The organism is Proteiniborus sp. MB09-C3, assembly GCF_030263895.1.
Classification (GTDB): domain Bacteria; phylum Bacillota; class Clostridia; order Tissierellales; family Proteiniboraceae; genus Proteiniborus.
Map to the genome: position 1 here is coordinate 622,999 of NZ_CP127161.1, position 17,009 is coordinate 640,007.

Below are 17,009 nucleotides of genomic sequence, written 5' to 3' on the forward strand. Positions count from 1 at the left end.
GATTTGTCTATTGAAAAAGTAAGAGCCTTAATGTTAGAGGGGGAATGAGCGGGTGAAGGATTTTATTGAGATAAAGAACGCAAGGGTTAACAATCTGCGAGGTGTGGATGTAAGGATACTGAAGAATAAGCTTAATGTAATTACAGGTGTATCTGGGAGTGGAAAGTCAAGCCTTGCTTTTGACACATTGTATGAAGAAGGGAAAAAAAGATATTTGACTTTTTCAGGATCACAGTTCATTATTGATAGGAAGGAGATTTTCGACAGTATTACGGGGCTGTCACCTACTGTTGCAGTTGAACAGAGGATTATCCGTCAGTCAAATCCAAGGAGCACAGTCGCCACTAGAATTAATCTTGACGCTATGCTTGCAGCTCTTTTTGCCCATTATGGAGTAGTAGATAATCAGTATGATGATGGTATTCCTTTAGAAATTGCGAACTTTCAGAAAGGCTCGCCCAAAGGAATGTGTACCAGATGTCGAGGAGCAGGAGCTGTTTTTAGTATTGATGAGGAAGCAATATTTCAGAATATGGATGTGACCATTGAAAATCTATTTGACGGAAACCAGACTCACTATATCCATCTATGTATGCGACTTGACAAAATTTATGGTATAAGCAGGAAAAGGACCTTAAGATCATTAAGTGAAGAAGAGCTTCGCCTGTTCAAGTATGGAGACGGTGGGGGATTTGCCGGTGCTACTGGATTTGCGGGAGTTGTTCCATGGCTGATGGAAAGCTATAAATATCATAAAGGACGTGGAAGGGATAACTGGATTACAAACCTTCCCTATATCGGCATGAAGACTTGTCCAAAATGCCAAGGAGTTGGTCTTGGAATCGCTGCTCTTCATACAAGAATTGATGGGAAGACCATAAGGGAAATTGAAGAAATGTATATTGGAGATATATACGACTTCTTGAAGGCATATGGAGGCGGAAGGAATCAGTTGGTGGATAAAATTTTGGGGCGTTTGGAGGGACTCTCTCAGGTAGGCTTAAGTCACCTTTCTCTTTCTAGGAAGATTCCAACCCTGTCAGGGGGAGAACTGCAAAGAGTGTTTTTGGCTTCCTATATCATGGCAGAGATGGATTCCATTATTTTTGTATTCGATGAGCCTACCATAGGACTCCATGAAGTGGAGAAGGAAAGCTTGATTAAGCTTCTGAGGAGATTGGTCGAAGAAGGAAATACAGTTGTTGCAGTAGAACATGATGAAGGTTTTATGCGTAATGCTGATTATATTATTGATATGGGACCAGGTGCAGGGATAAATGGTGGAAGAAAGATTTTTGAAGGAAGCTATGCAGATTTCCTAAGGTGCAAGGGTTCAATGACCGCACCGTATCTCACGAAAGAAGCTGCGTTTCCAATTAAGCAGGAGTACAGGAGCATACTGGGTAAAAATATGTTACGTATTGAGAATGCTAGCCTGCATAACTTGAAGAATATAAGTGTCTCCATTCCATTAGGTGTAATGGTTGGCGTTGCAGGGGTATCCGGGAGCGGTAAGTCAAGCTTGATAGCAGATACTTTAGTTCCTAGGCTTAAAGGGCTGCTGAAAAATAATTGTGTGGTAGCAGAAGCAGATGATGAGGACGAAGAGGTATCTAATGCACTTCTTATAGGAACAGAGCATATTAAGGATTGCTTTATCATAGATCAGAGACCAATTGGAAGAAACAAGACTTCATGTCCTGCGACATATATAGGGATTATGGACAGAATACGCAGTCTCTTTGCTGCAACAGATGAGGCAAAGGGAAAAGGTTGTACGGTTTCCATGTTTACTAGAAATTCGGATGGTGGCTGCCCGAGATGCAAGGGAGAAGGTATGCTACATCATTATGTGGGGTATGGAAGCTTTGTTGACTTGGTATGTGATGACTGCGAAGGGACTGGATATGTAGATAAAGCAAGAGCTATCCTGCTGGATGGTAAGAATATCTGTGATGTTCTGAACATGAGCGTGGATGAAGCAGAAGAGTTTTTTAAGGATAAGGATGAAGAAATAAGTAGTATTCTGAATATCTTACAGGAAGTTGGTATGGGATACATTACTCTTGGACAATCAATACCCACGATTTCAGGAGGAGAGAGTCAAAGAATCAAGCTTGCAAAGGAACTTTCCGGAGGGAGAAAAGCCGCTAAAAAGAAAAGTAAGCGCTCTCTTTACATTCTCGATGAACCGACAACTGGTCTTTCTCTATACGATACAGAAAGATTACTGGCACTTCTCAATAAGCTAGTAGAATGTGGGAATTCTGTCATCATTACAGAGCATGACGTACATATGCTGGCAAACTGTGATTATCTGATTGAGATGGGAAAAGGCGGTGGAAAAGAAGGCGGAGAGATTATTACGACTGGTACACCAAAGGAGCTGAAAGAAAACAGCTGCTCACTGATAGGAAGGTATCTACCATGATAAAAGAACGTAAATTAGATGAATATATAAAAACAAAGCAATACAGACTAGTCAATAGTGTCCTAATGTGGAAGAATGGCAGGATAATTTTAGAGAGATATTACAATGGCTTTACCAAGGAGAGCAGAAACGTAATCCGTTCAGTGGTAAAAAGCATTATTTCTATTGCAACAGGGATCTGTATTGACAAAGGTTTTATTAAAAGTTTGGATGAACCAGTATGTAGATATTTGGGTGATTTTAATCAGGGAATTCATCCTTATCACAGAGCGATTACAATTAGGAATCTTTTGACGATGACCTCTGGTATCTATTGGGTGGGTGGTGTACATTATCATTGCCCACAGCTGGCTGTTCTCCGTAAGAGCCCCAGCTGGGTGGAGCATATTGCAGAAACAGATATGATTCATGTACCTGGAACGAATTTCAATTACAGTGAATTCGATATAATTTTGCTTACTGCTGTTTTGGAGAAGGCGGTTGGCGGTGATATTTTTTCATTTATCAATGATAATCTGTATATACCCCTACATATAAACAGTGGTCCATGGTGGAGGAGTAAATGTGGTATAGCCTATAGCTGTGCAGAAGCTGGAGAAGGAAATGGTGGTCTAAACGAGAGCCCTTCCAATCTAACAGCACGAGAAATGTTAAGCTTAGGGCAGGTTTTTCTTCAGGAAGGTGTATTTGAGGACAAGCAAATTGTTTCAGGGAAGTACGTTAAGGAGGCAATTTTACCGTCAAAATACAATTCTGCCTACGGGTATTTGTGGTGGCTTGGAAAGGATTTTTATGGGTGCAGAGGATTCGGAGGACAGAATATCACTGTAGTGCCTGACAAGAATCAGATATTTGTAATTCAGGCAACCCCTACTGCCAGAGGTAAAGAATATGACGATATTATCGAGCTGCTTAGGGAAAGTTGAAATAGCAGGCTTGAAGGCATTTCAAGCTAATATAAAAATCCTGTATAGATTTCATAATCTGAACAGGATTTAAACATTTTTACCTCTTTCTATTACCCTATATTTTTTATCTAATACTTTTCTTATATCATCTGTAGTTATTTCTCCTCTTTTTTCTTTTTCAATAAGTTCTAAGTATTCTTTTGAAGGCTCTAAACCATCTATTTTAATCATACCTAAGGCATATTCCCAAGCCTTGTCGTTGTCCATAGATATTCCTCCCTAATATTTTTTATTCAGATTATTAATCACCATATATATATTATAGTATTATAAGAGAGCAGTTTGATGAAATGTATTAGGAGCAGTGAGGGTTCAGATACCATGGGACTGGGTGCAGGGATAAATGGTGGAAGAAAGGTTTTTGAAGGAAGCTATGAAGATTTTCTGAGGTACAAGGATTCTAGAACTTCACCCTATCTCAAGTAGGTAGATACTATCAGTAAATGAGGATTTTTACAATATACTAATATTAGATAAAGCTATTATCTCAAAGGTATTTCTGCATGTGAGATGTTGTTTCAATTTTTATTTAGTTTCGATAAAAGTCCAACAAAAGTCGGGTCAGGAAAACATAAGAGGTATGGTACCATAACCTTTGCATAAACTGTTTAAGCAATAAAGAGATTATTTGGGCTGCTAAAATTGCTTAAAGCTTTTATAGGAGTTGTTTATTGTAAAACTCCATAGGAAATTGTAAATGAAAAAAGAGCTTCTATCTGAAAAAGCTGGATTATGATAGATAATAATTATATACTAGGAGTGAATGATAAAAAATACCGGAAGGCTAAGAATAGAAATAATAGATAATAAAACAGACGAAAGAAAAGATGGGAGTTGATTATAAATGGCACGTACACTAGTATTAGCTGAAAAGCCAAGTGTGGCTAGAGATATAGCAAGAGTTTTAAGGTGCAATAAAAAGGGAAATGGATATTTAGAAGGTGATAAATATATTGTTACTTGGGCATTAGGTCATCTAGTTACATTAGCTGACCCAGAGGAATACGATAAAAGATATAAGACTTGGAAGCTGGAAGACTTGCCTATGCTACCTTCTCAGCTTAAATTAGTGGTTATAAAACAGACTGGCAAGCAATTTCAAACCGTTAAGGAACAAATGTACAGAAAAGATGTAAATGAAATAGTAATAGCCACTGATGCAGGACGTGAAGGCGAGCTTGTTGCAAGGTGGATAATTGAAAAGGCTAATATTAAGAAGCCCATTAAACGACTTTGGATATCCTCTGTCACAGATAAGGCTATAAAGGAAGGCTTTAATAAATTAAAGGACGGAAAAGAATACGAAAATCTATACGCTTCCGCAGTGGCACGTGCTGAGGCTGATTGGATTGTAGGAATAAATGCTACTCGTGCCTTAACATGCAAATATAATGCACAGCTTTCCTGCGGAAGAGTTCAGACTCCTACTCTTGCTATGATTGCCAAGAGAGAAGAAGAAATCCAGAACTTCAAGCCAAGAGAATTTTATGGAATTCAAGCCTTATCAAAGGAGCTAAAGCTGACATGGCAGGACAGTCAGACAAAGGATATAAAAACCTTTGATAAGGAAAAAAGTGATAAAATATTTTTGTCCATAAAGGGAAAAGATGCTCAAGTCATAGATATTGATAAGTCATATAAGAAGAACTTTTCACCAGGACTCTATGATTTAACTGAATTACAGAGAGATGCAAATAGAATTTTTGGTTATTCAGCAAAGGAAACTCTTTCTATTATGCAGAAATTATATGAAAGTCATAAGGTACTTACGTATCCAAGAACCGATTCCAGATATATTTCCTCTGATATAGTAGATACATTGAAGGACAGAATAAAAGCCTGTAGTGTAGGACCATATACAGCTATAGCCAATAAAGTCCTAAGAAGCCCTATAAAAGCAAACAAATCCTTTGTTGATGACAGCAAGGTTTCAGACCACCATGCTATTATACCAACAGAGCAGACAGTATTTTTGCAGGAGTTAAATGACAGAGAGCGTAAAATATATGATTTAGTTGTAAAGCGTTTTTTAGCAGTGCTATATCCAGCCTTTGAATACGAGCAGACGACCATAAAGGCTAAGATTGGCAATGAGACATTTATTGCCAAAGGAAAGATAGTATTATCCCAAGGCTGGAAGGAAGTCTATTCAAACAATTTTGAAGAAGATTATGAGGAAGACGTTGCGGAGCAGACACTACCTAACATAAATAAGGGAGATACAATAAAAATATCTTCTATTACTCAAACTAAAGGAGCAACTAAACCACCAGCGCTCTTTAACGAAGGAACCTTGCTTTCAGCCATGGAAAACCCTAAAAAATATATGGAAGGCGAAGACAAGGCTCTAATCAAGATAATAGGGGAAACTGGCGGTATAGGTACAGTTGCAACAAGAGCCGATATTATTGAAAAGCTATTTAAAACATTTCTAATAGAAAAGAAGGGTAAGGACATATTTATTACGTCTAAAGGTAAGCAGCTTCTTGAGCTAGTTCCTGAAGACTTAAAGTCACCAACTCTGACAGCAGAATGGGAGCAAAAGCTAGGAGCTATTTCAAAGGGACAATTAAATAAAAATGCTTTTATAAGTGAAATGAAAGGCTATTCTAAGACAGTTGTAGGTGAAATAAAGAAAAGCGAAGATACATTTAGACACGATAATCTCACTAAAACTAAATGCCCTGAGTGCGGGAAGTATATGCTTGAGGTAAATGGTAAAAAGGGCAAGATGCTCATATGTCAGGATAGAGAATGTGGGTATAGGAAAAGTATCTCCAAAGAAACTAATGCCAGATGTCCAAATTGCAGAAAAAAACTACAGCTCCATGGAGAGGGAGAAGGACAAATATTTATCTGTAGCTGCGGGTATAGAGAAAAGCTTTCTGCATTTAATGAAAGAAGAAAGGAATCAAAAAATACAGTTTCTAAAAAAGATGTGTCCAGATATCTTAAGGAGCAAAAGAAAAGCAAGGACGAACCAATAAACTCTGCTCTTGCAGATGCATTGTCTAAGCTTAAGCTAAAGTAGGTTTATTTATAGGAGTAAACTATGACACAGTTAAGAAGGAACTTTTGCTTCATCTTAACTGTATGTTACGAGACCACTAAAAGTTTAATATTGTCATCTTGAGCGTTGGCGAAGGATCTCAAAATTGAGATTCTTTACTACGTTCATAATGACATAGTATATAAATTTAACAAAAGTGACTTTTTCAGTAGACAGCTTATTATGTATACTCTAAGTAGAGGTGTTTTCCATGTATAAAATAATGGTAATTGAAGACGATAAAAAACTTCAAGAATTGACTAAAAGCCATCTAGAAAAGTATGGTTATGAAACATGCTCAGTTGAGGATTTCTCACAGATAAAAAAAGAATTTATTTACCATAATCCACATTTAGTTCTAATGGATATCAATCTCCCTTATTATGACGGTTTTTACTGGTGCAGAGATATAAGGACGGTTTCAAAGGTACCTATAATTTTCATCTCTGCCAGAGGCTCGGATATGGATCAGGTAATGGCCATAGAAAACGGAGGAGACGATTATATCACTAAGCCTTTTTCTTATGATTTACTCATAGTAAAGATAAAAGGAGCTATTAGAAGAGTATATGGAGAGTATTCGGAAAATAGTCATAGCGAGGTCTATGAAGTAGATGGACTCTATATGTACATCCATCAAAATATAATAGAGTACGATAGCAAAAAGACGGAGCTTAGCAGCAAGGAATTTTTACTCTTATATTCTCTACTTAAAAATGTTAACCAAATAGTTTCGAGGGAAGAACTGCTAGAGATACTATGGAATGACATAGATTTTGTAGATGATAATACACTATCAGTAAATATTACACGACTTAGAAAAAGACTTGAGGATATAGGAATAGAAGATGCCATAGAGACAAAGAGAGGACAAGGCTATAGGCTTGTCAACAATTGGAGCAGATAGCGAGGTGTTAAAGTGTATGAATTTCAAAAAATATATTAAGGATAGAATCAGCTATATAGTGGCATTCTTTACAAATACACTTTTAATAATTTTAGTAATGTATCTAACTCTAATCATTAATCAAAAAAAATTTCCAAAGGAAAATGTAATTTATTCTTTCTTGATATCATTTGTATTATTTTTATTTTTCATGGGATACGATTATTTAAAAAATAGGCCTTTTTATAAATATCTTAATAAAGCTGCTGATTCAACAGATAAATTGGACAGTATCTTAAGCTTGACAGAGGCTAGAACATATGAGCAATTAATGTACAATAAAATATTACATGAGACATATAAATCATATGGTGATAAGCTATCTAAATACGAGGAGAATCAAAGACAATATATATATTTCATTAATCAATGGGTACATCAGATGAAAACCCCTGTATCAGTGATTAATCTCTTATTGCAGGATAAAAACAAGGAAAATTACAGAGAAACACTTGACAGTATTTCCGAGGAAAATGAAAAGATAACTCATGGACTAGAGATGATGCTCTGCAATGCTAGGCTAAGCCAATTTAATCTTGATTTTAAAGTCGAAAAGGTGGATATACTATCAACTATAAGAAAAGTAATAAACGATAATAAAAAATCCCTAATAAGACATTCCATATATCCTAAAATAGTATGCGAAGAAAATATAACTGTGGAAACAGATAATAAGTGGATATCCTTTGTAATAAATCAAATCCTAGTAAATGCGATAAAGTATTCAAAAGATGTTTCAGATAAAGATAAACATATTACATTTGAAATAAAGGACGAAGGATCAAGAACTATTTTGTCTATTGAAGATCAAGGTATTGGGATACCAAAGGAAGACAGGAGTAGGGTATTCAATGCGTTTTTCACAGGAATCAATGGGAGGAAAACCTCTGAATCTACAGGAATGGGAATGTATCTATCTAAGAGAATATGTGATGAGCTAGGTCATGGCCTGACATTAGAATCAGAGGAAGGAAAAGGGACTAAGTTCTTTATCATATTCTATAAAGGGAAAAACATATTTAATCTTACAATAATGTAAGCTACTTGTCTATAATGAAAGGGAAATCAATACTAAGATTCCCCTTTTTTCTTTATAATAAGTATAGACACTAACCCATGGGATGGTTTTAGGATAAACTAAGAAATAAAATACAAGTTCAGTGGAGGTATAGGGAATATGTCAGTATTAAAAGCAGACAATATAACTAAAATATACGGTAATAAAAAAGGGAGTCTAACAGTAAAGGCTCTGGATAAATTCAGTATCAGTATAGAAAATGGAGAATTTGTAGGAGTAATGGGTCCTTCAGGTAGTGGAAAAACTACTCTGTTAAATATATTAGCTACTATAGATACGCCTTCTTCGGGAGCGCTTTATATAAATGGAACAAATCCTATGCAACTAGATGAAAAGCATACAGCCTTATTCAGAAGAAAAGAACTGGGATTCATTTTTCAAGACTTTAATCTTCTAGACACATTATCTGTAAAGGAAAATATTATACTCCCCTTAGTATTAGAAAAAGTGAAAGCAAGAGAAATAGAAGAAAGAGTAAATGATATAGCAGGGATATTGAATATAAAAGAGATACTCAACAAAAGACCCTATGAGATATCTGGAGGGCAGCAGCAAAGGGCAGCTTGTGCAAGAGCGCTTATACACAATCCATCTATAATACTTGCAGATGAGCCTACTGGAAATCTTGATTCTAAATCTTCTCAAGAAGTTATGGAATCCTTAAAAAGCCTAAATGAAGAAAGAAATGCTACTATAATGATGGTAACACATGACCCCTTTGCAGCAAGCTTCTGCCATAGAATAGTAATGATAAAAGATGGACAATTCTTTTTAGAAATAGTAAAGGGTGGCAATAGACAGGCATTTTTCCAGGAAATATTAGATTCGCTTTCTCTGTTAGGAGGAAACTACAATGACATTGCGTGATATAGCTTATAAGAACATAAAAGGAAATTTCAATAGATATGTAATGTATTATCTAAGTAATACTCTTGTAGTCATGGTATTTTTTATATTCGCTAACTTTATATTTAACCCCACTGTATCTAATGTAAAAACATTAGGAACTAAAGGCGTGTTGGCAGCTAACACCATGATAGTATGTGAGGTTTTAATTTTAGTATTTACTTTCTTATTTACCTTCTACTCAATTTCTAATTTCCTCAAATCTAGGGAAAAGGAATTTGGACTTTTATCTATGTTTGGATTGACAAAGGCAGAGATAAGAAGATACGTAGTCTATGAAAATCTATTTGTTTCCTTAATATCTATTATCTCAGGCCTTTTAATAGGAATACTTTTTTCAAAGCTATTCTTAATGGGGATAACAGTAATCATGGTACTGGATGTAGAAGTGCCATTTCTAATATCAGTTAAGGCTGTAGTCATTACTGCCCTAAGCTTTATTGCACTGTTCCAAGGGATAAGCTTTATAGTCACATTTAGAATTAAAAATAATAACATAGTAGAATTGTTAAAGGGAGCTAGAGTTGCTCAACCAACACCTAAATTTTCTGTAATCAAAACTGTTCTAGCAATTTTATTTATTGTCATAGGCTATGGCTTAGCAGTGATTTCAGGTGGGATGATAATTTTAACAATGTTCCCTGTTTTGTTTTTTACTGTTACAGGAACATACTTTTTATTTTCACAATTCAGTGTATTTGTAACTAGTAAGCTTAAGAAAAATAAAAAGGTGTTTTATAATGGCACTAGCATGATTACATTATCTCAGATAATATACAAGCTAAAGGACAATGCAAAGGTATTGTTTATAGTATCCATACTTGGAGCAATTACACTAACTGCCTCAGCTAGCGTTTACTCTGTTCAGCAAAGCATAAAAGCCAAAGTACAGTTGAGTTATCCACATGATATAAGCTTTATGGAAATAGGAATAGGGCAAAATGATATGTCTATCTTGCAAAAGGCGGAGTATATACTAGAAAAGAACGGCAATGAATTAAGCAACAAAAATCAAGTTGTATTACTAAAAGCTAAAAATCAAGATAAGCCTGTTGATGATGATAAAGATAAAAACCCATATCGAAATCCAAATAGAGAAGATTTTTATGTAATGTCTAACTCCGACTATAACCTTCTAGCAGAACAATTTAAAAAAGAAAAAGTCACATTGACTGAAGGGAAGGTTTACGTTAACTCTTATGAATTTGTAATCATGGGAGCTAAAGATGAGAAGTTATTTACGGGTAATGAATTTTTGACACTAGCAATAAATGGTGAGCCTAATAAGTTTAAGCTAGTAGGTGAGGCAATTGGAGGAGTAATAGATGTTGACAGAAGTAAAACAAATGTGGCTGTAGTAAGTGATGTGGATTTTGAAAGATTTAAAGCTAATACTCCTAAAGAAAAACAAATTATGTATTATGGATATAATATAAAGGATTGGAAAAAGTCAGCTAATGCAGTAAGAGAAATGTATTCTATAGTTCCACAAAATGAAAATATTCTTTTCGCTGAAAAAATAACAGACTTTGCCGAAATAATGCAGACTACTTCATTATTCCTATTTATTGGAACGTTTATATCTATATTGTTTTTCATAGCCACAGGTAGCATTATATACTTTAAAATGTTCAATGAAATTCAAAAGGATAGGCAAGAGTTCATATCTCTAAAGAAAATGGGAATGACAGATGGTGAGACAAAGAAAATTGTTTCAACTCAAACCTTTATAGTATTTTTCTTACCATTTATAGTCACATTCAGTCATGCAGCCTTTGCTATAATAGCTTTAAGCAATTTGCTTTCAGATAACATTACTATGTATTTTTTAACCATAGCAGCAATATACCTAGTATTTCAGGCATTCTATTATGTGTTTGCAAAGACTATGTACACTAAGCAAATAAAAAATCTAGGAGTATAAATTAGTAACCGGGCATATGCTCGGTTTTTTGTTTTGTTAATAATAGTATCTGAATCAACAAGGAATGCTTGAAAAGAATAAATTATGTTAACAAGGAAGATAATATAAACTAATTAAAGCTATAAGATTAAGGGTTGAAGAATCTAGAGGAAAGGAAACTTGAGCGGATTGTTAATATAGATCATGATATAAAGCTTAGGAGGGGTGCTGTGTGCTAAGAAGAGCTACACAAGGTATTGATACCAATAAAACTGTCATAGATAAAGAGACTAAAATAATAGGAAATATAGCAGCAAAAGATATAGATATACTTGGAACAATAGAAGGAAATGTAGAAGCGACAGGAAAAGCAACCATTATAGGTATAATTAAAGGAAATGTAACCGGTGCAGATATAGCTGTAAATGGAAAAATAGAAGGCAATGTGATATCATCAGGCTTAGTTTATGCTGACAAGGATGCAGTAGTAACAGGAGACATTGAATTCGGAAGCATATTAGTTGAAGATGGTGCAGTTCTAAAAGGTACTTTTAAAGCTTCAGAGAAAGGATATTCAGGAGGAACTAATAAAGCCGGTATAAAGATAAAATGGGGTAAAGAGTCTGAATCTTCAAATGAAGCAAAATTAAGGCTGAAAAATTTAATGGATAGGCTAGGACAGTAAAAAGAAAAAGGGAAAATGCCAGGTAGAGATACTTGGTTTTTTTGTTTGAAAAATTAGATATGTGTTTAGCTTTTTATCTTTTATATGTAAAAAGACAAAAAATACAGGAGGAAAAAGTTGGATTGTGTAGAAATAGTATAGGACTAATATGATTACTAAAGATTTCCTTGGGAGCAAAGGACCACTAGGGGTCTATCTTTAGGGCCAAGCTTAGGGATGCCGCAAATACTGGAGTACTACTATATACCATAGTAATATCAAAGCAGAGCTTCGTAGCTTATATTATAAAACTACAAAAAGTGAATCAATAATTATTTGTATGAGGTGATTTATGTGGAGTTAACAGGAGAGAAAATAGCATTGAAATCATATACATTAGAAAGATGTCATGAATTTTACAAAGATTATATTTCAGATCCTGCAATGACATATGATAATTATGTTTATAATAAGGAGAGAGTAGATAGATACTATCAAAATAAAGTTTTGGATGCAGAAAGACGATTTTTTGCCATTTGCTATAATAATAAAGTTATTGGTGAGATTCAGCTGAAGCGTATTGATTTTGAAAAACTTTATGGAACACTAAGTATTCATTTGGTAAATGATACTGTTAAGGGAAGAGGATTTGGAACAGAAGCTGAACGATTGTTAATTGAATATGCTATAAATGAGTTAGGACTTCATACGATTTATGCGGATACGATACATAGGAATTACAGAAGCAAACATATTTTAGAAAAATTAGGATTTGAGCATATTTATGATGATGATGTTTTAGCTTATTATAAATATAGTGCAAAATAATTTATTCCTTTAATAAGTAGGTTAAGTTAGTCAGAGAGTACTTATTTCAACAGCATCTACCTTAACTGGAAGCGAAGCGCCGCTATGGGGTCTATCTTTAAGGGTCGGTCCAGGGATGTTGCAAATACGGGGTTGCTAGGTGGCATTTTTGATTAACTATTCACAATAGTAAATAAAGAAGGAGTCTAATTTAATGATTTTATTGAAAGAAGAAGAAATGCTAATAGAGATAATTGAAAATAGTTTACACCTGCAAAAAATAGTTTTAGCTTTGTATGGATTTAAAGCAGAACATTGTTATATTGGCGCAGGTGCTATTTCTCAGACTGTATGGAATATATTAACTAATAGACCAGTGGATTATGGCATAGATGATATTGATATAGTTTATTATAATTCTCAGAATATTGAGGAAAAATATGAGAAAAAAATTGCAGAATATTTAAATCAGACGCTAGAAGAATATCCACTTTGGCTTGACGTGAAGAATGAAGCGAGAGTTCATTTGTGGTATAAAGAAAAGTTTGGGTATGATATTGAGCCATATAAATCGATCGAAGAAGCAATAGACACCTGGCCCACGACGGCAACTTCATTAGGAGTAAGGAAGATATCTGAAAATTGTTGGGAGATTTATGCTCCTTTTGGACTTAAGGACATTTTTGAAATGAAAGTCGTCGCTAATAACAGACAAATAACGAAAGAGATATATAATACAAAAGTTAAAAAATGGGTTCAAAAGTGGCCTGAGTTAAATATAGTCAAATGGGATAACAAGTCAATTCCATTTGTTGATGATAAAAAGATATATGTAAGAAGATAGCATTATGTAAGGAAAAAACTTCATATAAAACAGCTAATTATTGTCAAGGTTTTTTTGAAAAAATGTAGAATATAGTAAAAATAGGTATAGCAAACAAACTACAGTAAAATAGGTTAAAAAAATATTGCTGTAAGGTAATAATCAATACCACTAGTAATTTAAACCAAAAGGTTTATCACTTTTAAAGATGCGATAAATAATTCTTAATAGTTTATTTGAAGTAGCAATAATAGCTACTTTATAAGGTTTTCCTTTTAGCTACTTAAGGACAAGCTTTCTAAGTAGCAAAGAATATTCCTTAACTAAGCCAAGCCTAGCTAGGTTCAGGAACGTCTTGAATGCAAGGACAGTATATGAAATCTGTTTGCGTGTTCAAGATACTTACTGAGAAAACAAATAAAGAAGAGGAGATTTATATATGCCGAATGTATTAAAAAGAATGTTGAAACAAATTAAAGAAGAAAACTACAGTGTCCCAACAAATGTGAATGTCAATGATATTGTATTAGAGATGATGAATAACATAGGTAATACAGATCCAGAGTTACGGGATAAATTGATATATTCAATAATGTTCTACTGGATTAAAGACAATAAAATCACAATTGATAAATTAAAAGAATTGCTAGCCATAAGTATAGATGACAACCATTTGTTTTTTAGAATTGGAGAAACTGACACAGATTCAGTATTTACTCGATCTTTTTCAATATTATTAGTACCATTGATACTTATGAAGCATGGACAGAATAATTTTCTCTCAGAAAGGGATATACATGAGGTATATGCAAAAGTAGTAGATTATTTTATAAAAGAACAGGATTTGAGAGGATATGTAAAGGACAAAGGATGGGCACATTCAATTGCACACGCTGCCGATGCTCTAGACGACTTGGCTATATGTTCAGAAATAGGAAGAGAAGATCTATTGTACATGCTTGAGATAATAAAAAAGAAAGTTTTTATTAACAATTATGTATATATTAATGAGGAAGATGAAAGGTTAGTAACTGCAATAGTAAGTATATTGAATAGAAATTTAATATCAAATAAAGATTTTTGTGAATGGATAAAAAGCTTTAGTAATATAGAAAAAACAGGAATTTATCCAGAGGATGACAATTTATTAGCTAATGTAAAAAATATGTTAAGAAGTTTATATTTTAGAATAATCGATTTGGATAATACGAAGATATTAGCTGAAGAAATAAAAAATACATTAGCAAAAATAAGTAACTTTAATTAATATGAAAATCCTATCCATATAAATTTTTACCCTCAACTTTTATCGTGTTAAGGAAGGTCTTTGGAGTAATGAAGAAGAAAGTAAGAACCGAAGTCTTAGATTAATTAGGTACACAAGTGGTCTTTCTTTTGAATCATTCCAAGGACCTTTTTAGACTCACAGCTCATAAAAGTGGGATTTAGAGTAACACCATATTTGCGAACATTACACGAAAAATGTGTGTAACGTCGCATAGAAGATAATTAAAAAAACATTGTTGAATATTATGTAAAAGGGAAATATTGCACAACTATCATATATTATTTTATACAAATAAGGGAGATGACAATGATTGACTTTACTGAATTAGATTTTACAAATAAAACAGTTTTAGAAGTTGGTACAGGAAGAGGTGGAACCACTATAGAATTAGCTAAAGCGTTGAAAAATTTCAGAGGGCTAAACTTATAACTACTGATATATATGATGGTAATTTTGAAGAATTAGAAAGAAAAATAAAGGATTATAATGTGGATATTAGATTTATCAAAACAGATGGATGTGAATTAAGTAATATTGAAGAAAGCTCTATAGATTTTTTAGTTTGCAACTATACTTTATGTGCCATTAATTCTAAAAAAGGAAGTGAGATTCTAGCTTTAAATAGATTTAAGGAAGTTTTAAAGTTTGGTGGGAATTTATACATAGAAGAAGAATATCCACTTAATTTTGTAGACAACCCTATGCAACAGGTATGGTCAAGTTTAGGTATATTGTAAATGCTGGGGAAGTTATATGACAACTAATTAACAGATGGGAGAAAGCGAACATGAGTAAGATAGATAGAGACATGATAATTAATTTAATTAAAGATAGATTTATATCTATGAATGAAGTTCATGCATATTGGTTAGAAGGTGCAGATGCATTAAATGCTGTTGATGAATATTCAGATATAGATATTTGGCTTGATGTAGAAGATGGTTTTGAAGATATAATTTTTCAAATTGCCGAAGAGGAATTTTCAAAGCTAGGTAAATTGGCTTTTAAATTCAATGTAGATCATAAACATCCTAAAATTCATCAAAACTATTACCATATTGAAGGAACTAGCGAATATCTTATAATCGACTTTTGCATACAAAGTCACAGCAGAGATAGGAATGAGGTCAAATTTGTTGAAGGGGACATACTTGAATTTCCTAAAGTAATATTTGACAAGTCAAGTGTTATCACAATATTAAAAGATGATGAACAGATAGATTTAAGTTTAATACAGAAAGCTATAAATGAAATTAGGAGTAAATATAAGCAACATTCAAGGGTAATTAAATATGTTGAGCGTAATAATTATCCTGAAGCCTTTATTTATTATCTTAAATATGTAGCAGATCCACTCGTTGAATTAGTAAGGATAAAATATACTCCAAAGTATCATAATTTACATTTCATACATATATCTAATCATATACCTCAAAAAGAGACAAATTGGCTTGAAGATTATTATAAGATTTCTTCACTAAATGATATTCGCATTAAGACTATAGAAGCAAAAGAGGCTTGCAATAAACTAATAAAAGAAATTGAAGAAATATATAAATTAAAATGTTAGAGGATTATAAGGTAACAGATGTCACTACATCTTCTAACATTATATTAAAGAAATTATTAGTAATTTGTAGAGGTGAAAAAAATGGGAGAGCGTTCTAAGTCATTATCAGCAATATTTCCAATTATTTTACAGAAGGAAGATGGCGATGGTAGCGAGCGAATTCTATTGCATCGCAGAAAAAATACTGGCTACCAAGACGGGAAGTGGGATATAGCAGCTAGTGGACATGTCGATGAAGGTGAAACAGCTAGAATGGCTGTTGTGCGAGAATGTGCAGAAGAGTTAGGGATAGATGTGAACATTACAGATTTATCTTTTGCTCATTTGTCTCATCGTGTTAGCAATAATGGAGGAAGAACATATTATGATATTTACTTTGTCGTTAATAGGTATGATGGCATACCTAAAATCATGGAGCCAGATAAATGCTCAGAATTAAGGTGGTTCAAAATAAATGACCTTCCAGATGAAATTATTGATATCAGAAAATTAGTTATTGATAATTGTAGAGATAAAATCCAATATAGTGAGGTAATTCAAATGTAAAACTGTGAAAAATATAAATATCTCACTATT

The 17,009-nt window shown here is 33.6% G+C and carries 17 protein-coding genes; 16 read left to right on the forward strand and 1 reads right to left on the reverse strand.

Features of this window, described 5'->3' with window-relative positions; translation table 11 throughout:
• Positions 1–52 precede the first annotated feature (52 nt).
• Both QO263_RS02990 and QO263_RS02995 read left to right on the forward strand, forming a co-directional pair.
• Complete coding sequence (locus QO263_RS02990) at positions 53–2,431, forward strand: excinuclease ABC subunit UvrA (RefSeq protein WP_285626270.1); 2,379 nt, start codon at positions 53–55, stop codon at positions 2,429–2,431.
• Positions 2,428–3,357, forward strand: coding sequence for a serine hydrolase domain-containing protein (locus tag QO263_RS02995; protein ID WP_285626273.1), 930 nt, complete (start codon positions 2,428–2,430; stop codon positions 3,355–3,357). Before QO263_RS02990 ends, QO263_RS02995 begins: the two co-directional genes overlap by 4 nt.
• A gap of 69 nt (positions 3,358–3,426) precedes the next feature.
• On the opposite strand, the gene QO263_RS03000 is transcribed toward QO263_RS02995, so the two are convergent.
• Entirely contained in the window at positions 3,427–3,606 is a 180-nt protein-coding gene (locus QO263_RS03000) for an antitoxin VbhA family protein (RefSeq protein ID WP_285626276.1), read from the reverse strand.
• A gap of 78 nt (positions 3,607–3,684) precedes the next feature.
• Between QO263_RS03000 and QO263_RS03005 the strand changes: the two genes are divergently transcribed.
• From QO263_RS03005 to QO263_RS03070, 14 genes are all read left to right on the forward strand, one after another.
• Positions 3,685–3,825, forward strand: a complete 141-nt coding sequence (locus QO263_RS03005; RefSeq protein WP_285626279.1) for a hypothetical protein — start codon at positions 3,685–3,687, stop codon at positions 3,823–3,825.
• A 418-nt stretch (positions 3,826–4,243) separates the two neighbouring features.
• Positions 4,244–6,430, forward strand: coding sequence for a DNA topoisomerase III (locus QO263_RS03010; protein WP_285626282.1), 2,187 nt, complete (start codon positions 4,244–4,246; stop codon positions 6,428–6,430).
• 229 nt (positions 6,431–6,659) lie between these two features.
• Entirely contained in the window at positions 6,660–7,355 is a 696-nt protein-coding gene (locus QO263_RS03015; protein ID WP_285626285.1) for a response regulator transcription factor, read from the forward strand.
• Between the two features lie 16 nt (positions 7,356–7,371).
• Positions 7,372–8,433, forward strand: coding sequence for a sensor histidine kinase (locus QO263_RS03020; protein WP_285626287.1), 1,062 nt, complete (start codon positions 7,372–7,374; stop codon positions 8,431–8,433).
• 138 nt (positions 8,434–8,571) lie between these two features.
• A complete protein-coding gene (locus QO263_RS03025) occupies positions 8,572–9,339 on the forward strand; it encodes an ABC transporter ATP-binding protein (RefSeq protein WP_285626289.1) in 768 nt (255 codons plus the stop codon).
• Complete coding sequence (locus QO263_RS03030) at positions 9,326–11,302, forward strand: FtsX-like permease family protein (RefSeq protein WP_285626291.1); 1,977 nt, start codon at positions 9,326–9,328, stop codon at positions 11,300–11,302. The genes QO263_RS03025 and QO263_RS03030 overlap by 14 nt, the downstream gene beginning before the upstream one ends.
• A 211-nt stretch (positions 11,303–11,513) precedes the next feature.
• Positions 11,514–11,966 carry a bactofilin family protein gene (locus tag QO263_RS03035; protein ID WP_285626293.1) on the forward strand — a complete coding sequence of 151 codons (453 nt, stop codon included), beginning with the start codon at positions 11,514–11,516 and terminating at the stop codon, positions 11,964–11,966.
• Positions 11,967–12,299: 333 nt separating this feature from the next.
• A complete protein-coding gene (locus tag QO263_RS03040; RefSeq protein WP_285626295.1) occupies positions 12,300–12,773 on the forward strand; it encodes a GNAT family N-acetyltransferase in 474 nt (157 codons plus the stop codon).
• 193 nt (positions 12,774–12,966) lie between these two features.
• Positions 12,967–13,596: a nucleotidyltransferase family protein gene (locus tag QO263_RS03045; protein WP_285626297.1), complete on the forward strand. Its 630-nt coding sequence runs from the start codon at positions 12,967–12,969 to the stop codon at positions 13,594–13,596.
• Between the two features lie 418 nt (positions 13,597–14,014).
• Complete coding sequence (locus QO263_RS03050) at positions 14,015–14,842, forward strand: DUF2785 domain-containing protein (protein ID WP_285626299.1); 828 nt, start codon at positions 14,015–14,017, stop codon at positions 14,840–14,842.
• 327 nt (positions 14,843–15,169) lie between these two features.
• On the forward strand, positions 15,170–15,292 hold the full coding sequence (locus QO263_RS03055) for a class I SAM-dependent methyltransferase (protein ID WP_285626302.1): 123 nt from the start codon (positions 15,170–15,172) through the stop codon (positions 15,290–15,292).
• Positions 15,293–15,336: 44 nt separating this feature from the next.
• Entirely contained in the window at positions 15,337–15,600 is a 264-nt protein-coding gene (locus QO263_RS03060; protein WP_352169696.1) for a class I SAM-dependent methyltransferase, read from the forward strand.
• A 50-nt stretch (positions 15,601–15,650) separates the two neighbouring features.
• Entirely contained in the window at positions 15,651–16,433 is a 783-nt protein-coding gene (locus QO263_RS03065; protein ID WP_285626305.1) for a hypothetical protein, read from the forward strand.
• A gap of 81 nt (positions 16,434–16,514) precedes the next feature.
• A complete protein-coding gene (locus tag QO263_RS03070) occupies positions 16,515–16,979 on the forward strand; it encodes an NUDIX hydrolase (RefSeq protein WP_285626307.1) in 465 nt (154 codons plus the stop codon).
• Positions 16,980–17,009 lie beyond the last annotated feature (30 nt).

Coding starts and splice junctions, on each gene's coding strand:
- QO263_RS02995 (WP_285626273.1), top strand. CDS start 2,428: ATGATAAAAGAACGTAAATTAGATGAATATATAAAAACAAAGCAATAC.
- QO263_RS03000 (WP_285626276.1), bottom strand. CDS start 3,606: ATGGACAACGACAAGGCTTGGGAATATGCCTTAGGTATGATTAAAATA.
- QO263_RS03005 (WP_285626279.1), top strand. CDS start 3,685: ATGAAATGTATTAGGAGCAGTGAGGGTTCAGATACCATGGGACTGGGT.
- QO263_RS03010 (WP_285626282.1), top strand. CDS start 4,244: ATGGCACGTACACTAGTATTAGCTGAAAAGCCAAGTGTGGCTAGAGAT.
- QO263_RS03015 (WP_285626285.1), top strand. CDS start 6,660: ATGTATAAAATAATGGTAATTGAAGACGATAAAAAACTTCAAGAATTG.
- QO263_RS03020 (WP_285626287.1), top strand. CDS start 7,372: ATGAATTTCAAAAAATATATTAAGGATAGAATCAGCTATATAGTGGCA.
- QO263_RS03025 (WP_285626289.1), top strand. CDS start 8,572: ATGTCAGTATTAAAAGCAGACAATATAACTAAAATATACGGTAATAAA.
- QO263_RS03030 (WP_285626291.1), top strand. CDS start 9,326: ATGACATTGCGTGATATAGCTTATAAGAACATAAAAGGAAATTTCAAT.
- QO263_RS03045 (WP_285626297.1), top strand. CDS start 12,967: ATGATTTTATTGAAAGAAGAAGAAATGCTAATAGAGATAATTGAAAAT.
- QO263_RS03050 (WP_285626299.1), top strand. CDS start 14,015: ATGCCGAATGTATTAAAAAGAATGTTGAAACAAATTAAAGAAGAAAAC.
- QO263_RS03055 (WP_285626302.1), top strand. CDS start 15,170: ATGATTGACTTTACTGAATTAGATTTTACAAATAAAACAGTTTTAGAA.
- QO263_RS03065 (WP_285626305.1), top strand. CDS start 15,651: ATGAGTAAGATAGATAGAGACATGATAATTAATTTAATTAAAGATAGA.
- QO263_RS03070 (WP_285626307.1), top strand. CDS start 16,515: ATGGGAGAGCGTTCTAAGTCATTATCAGCAATATTTCCAATTATTTTA.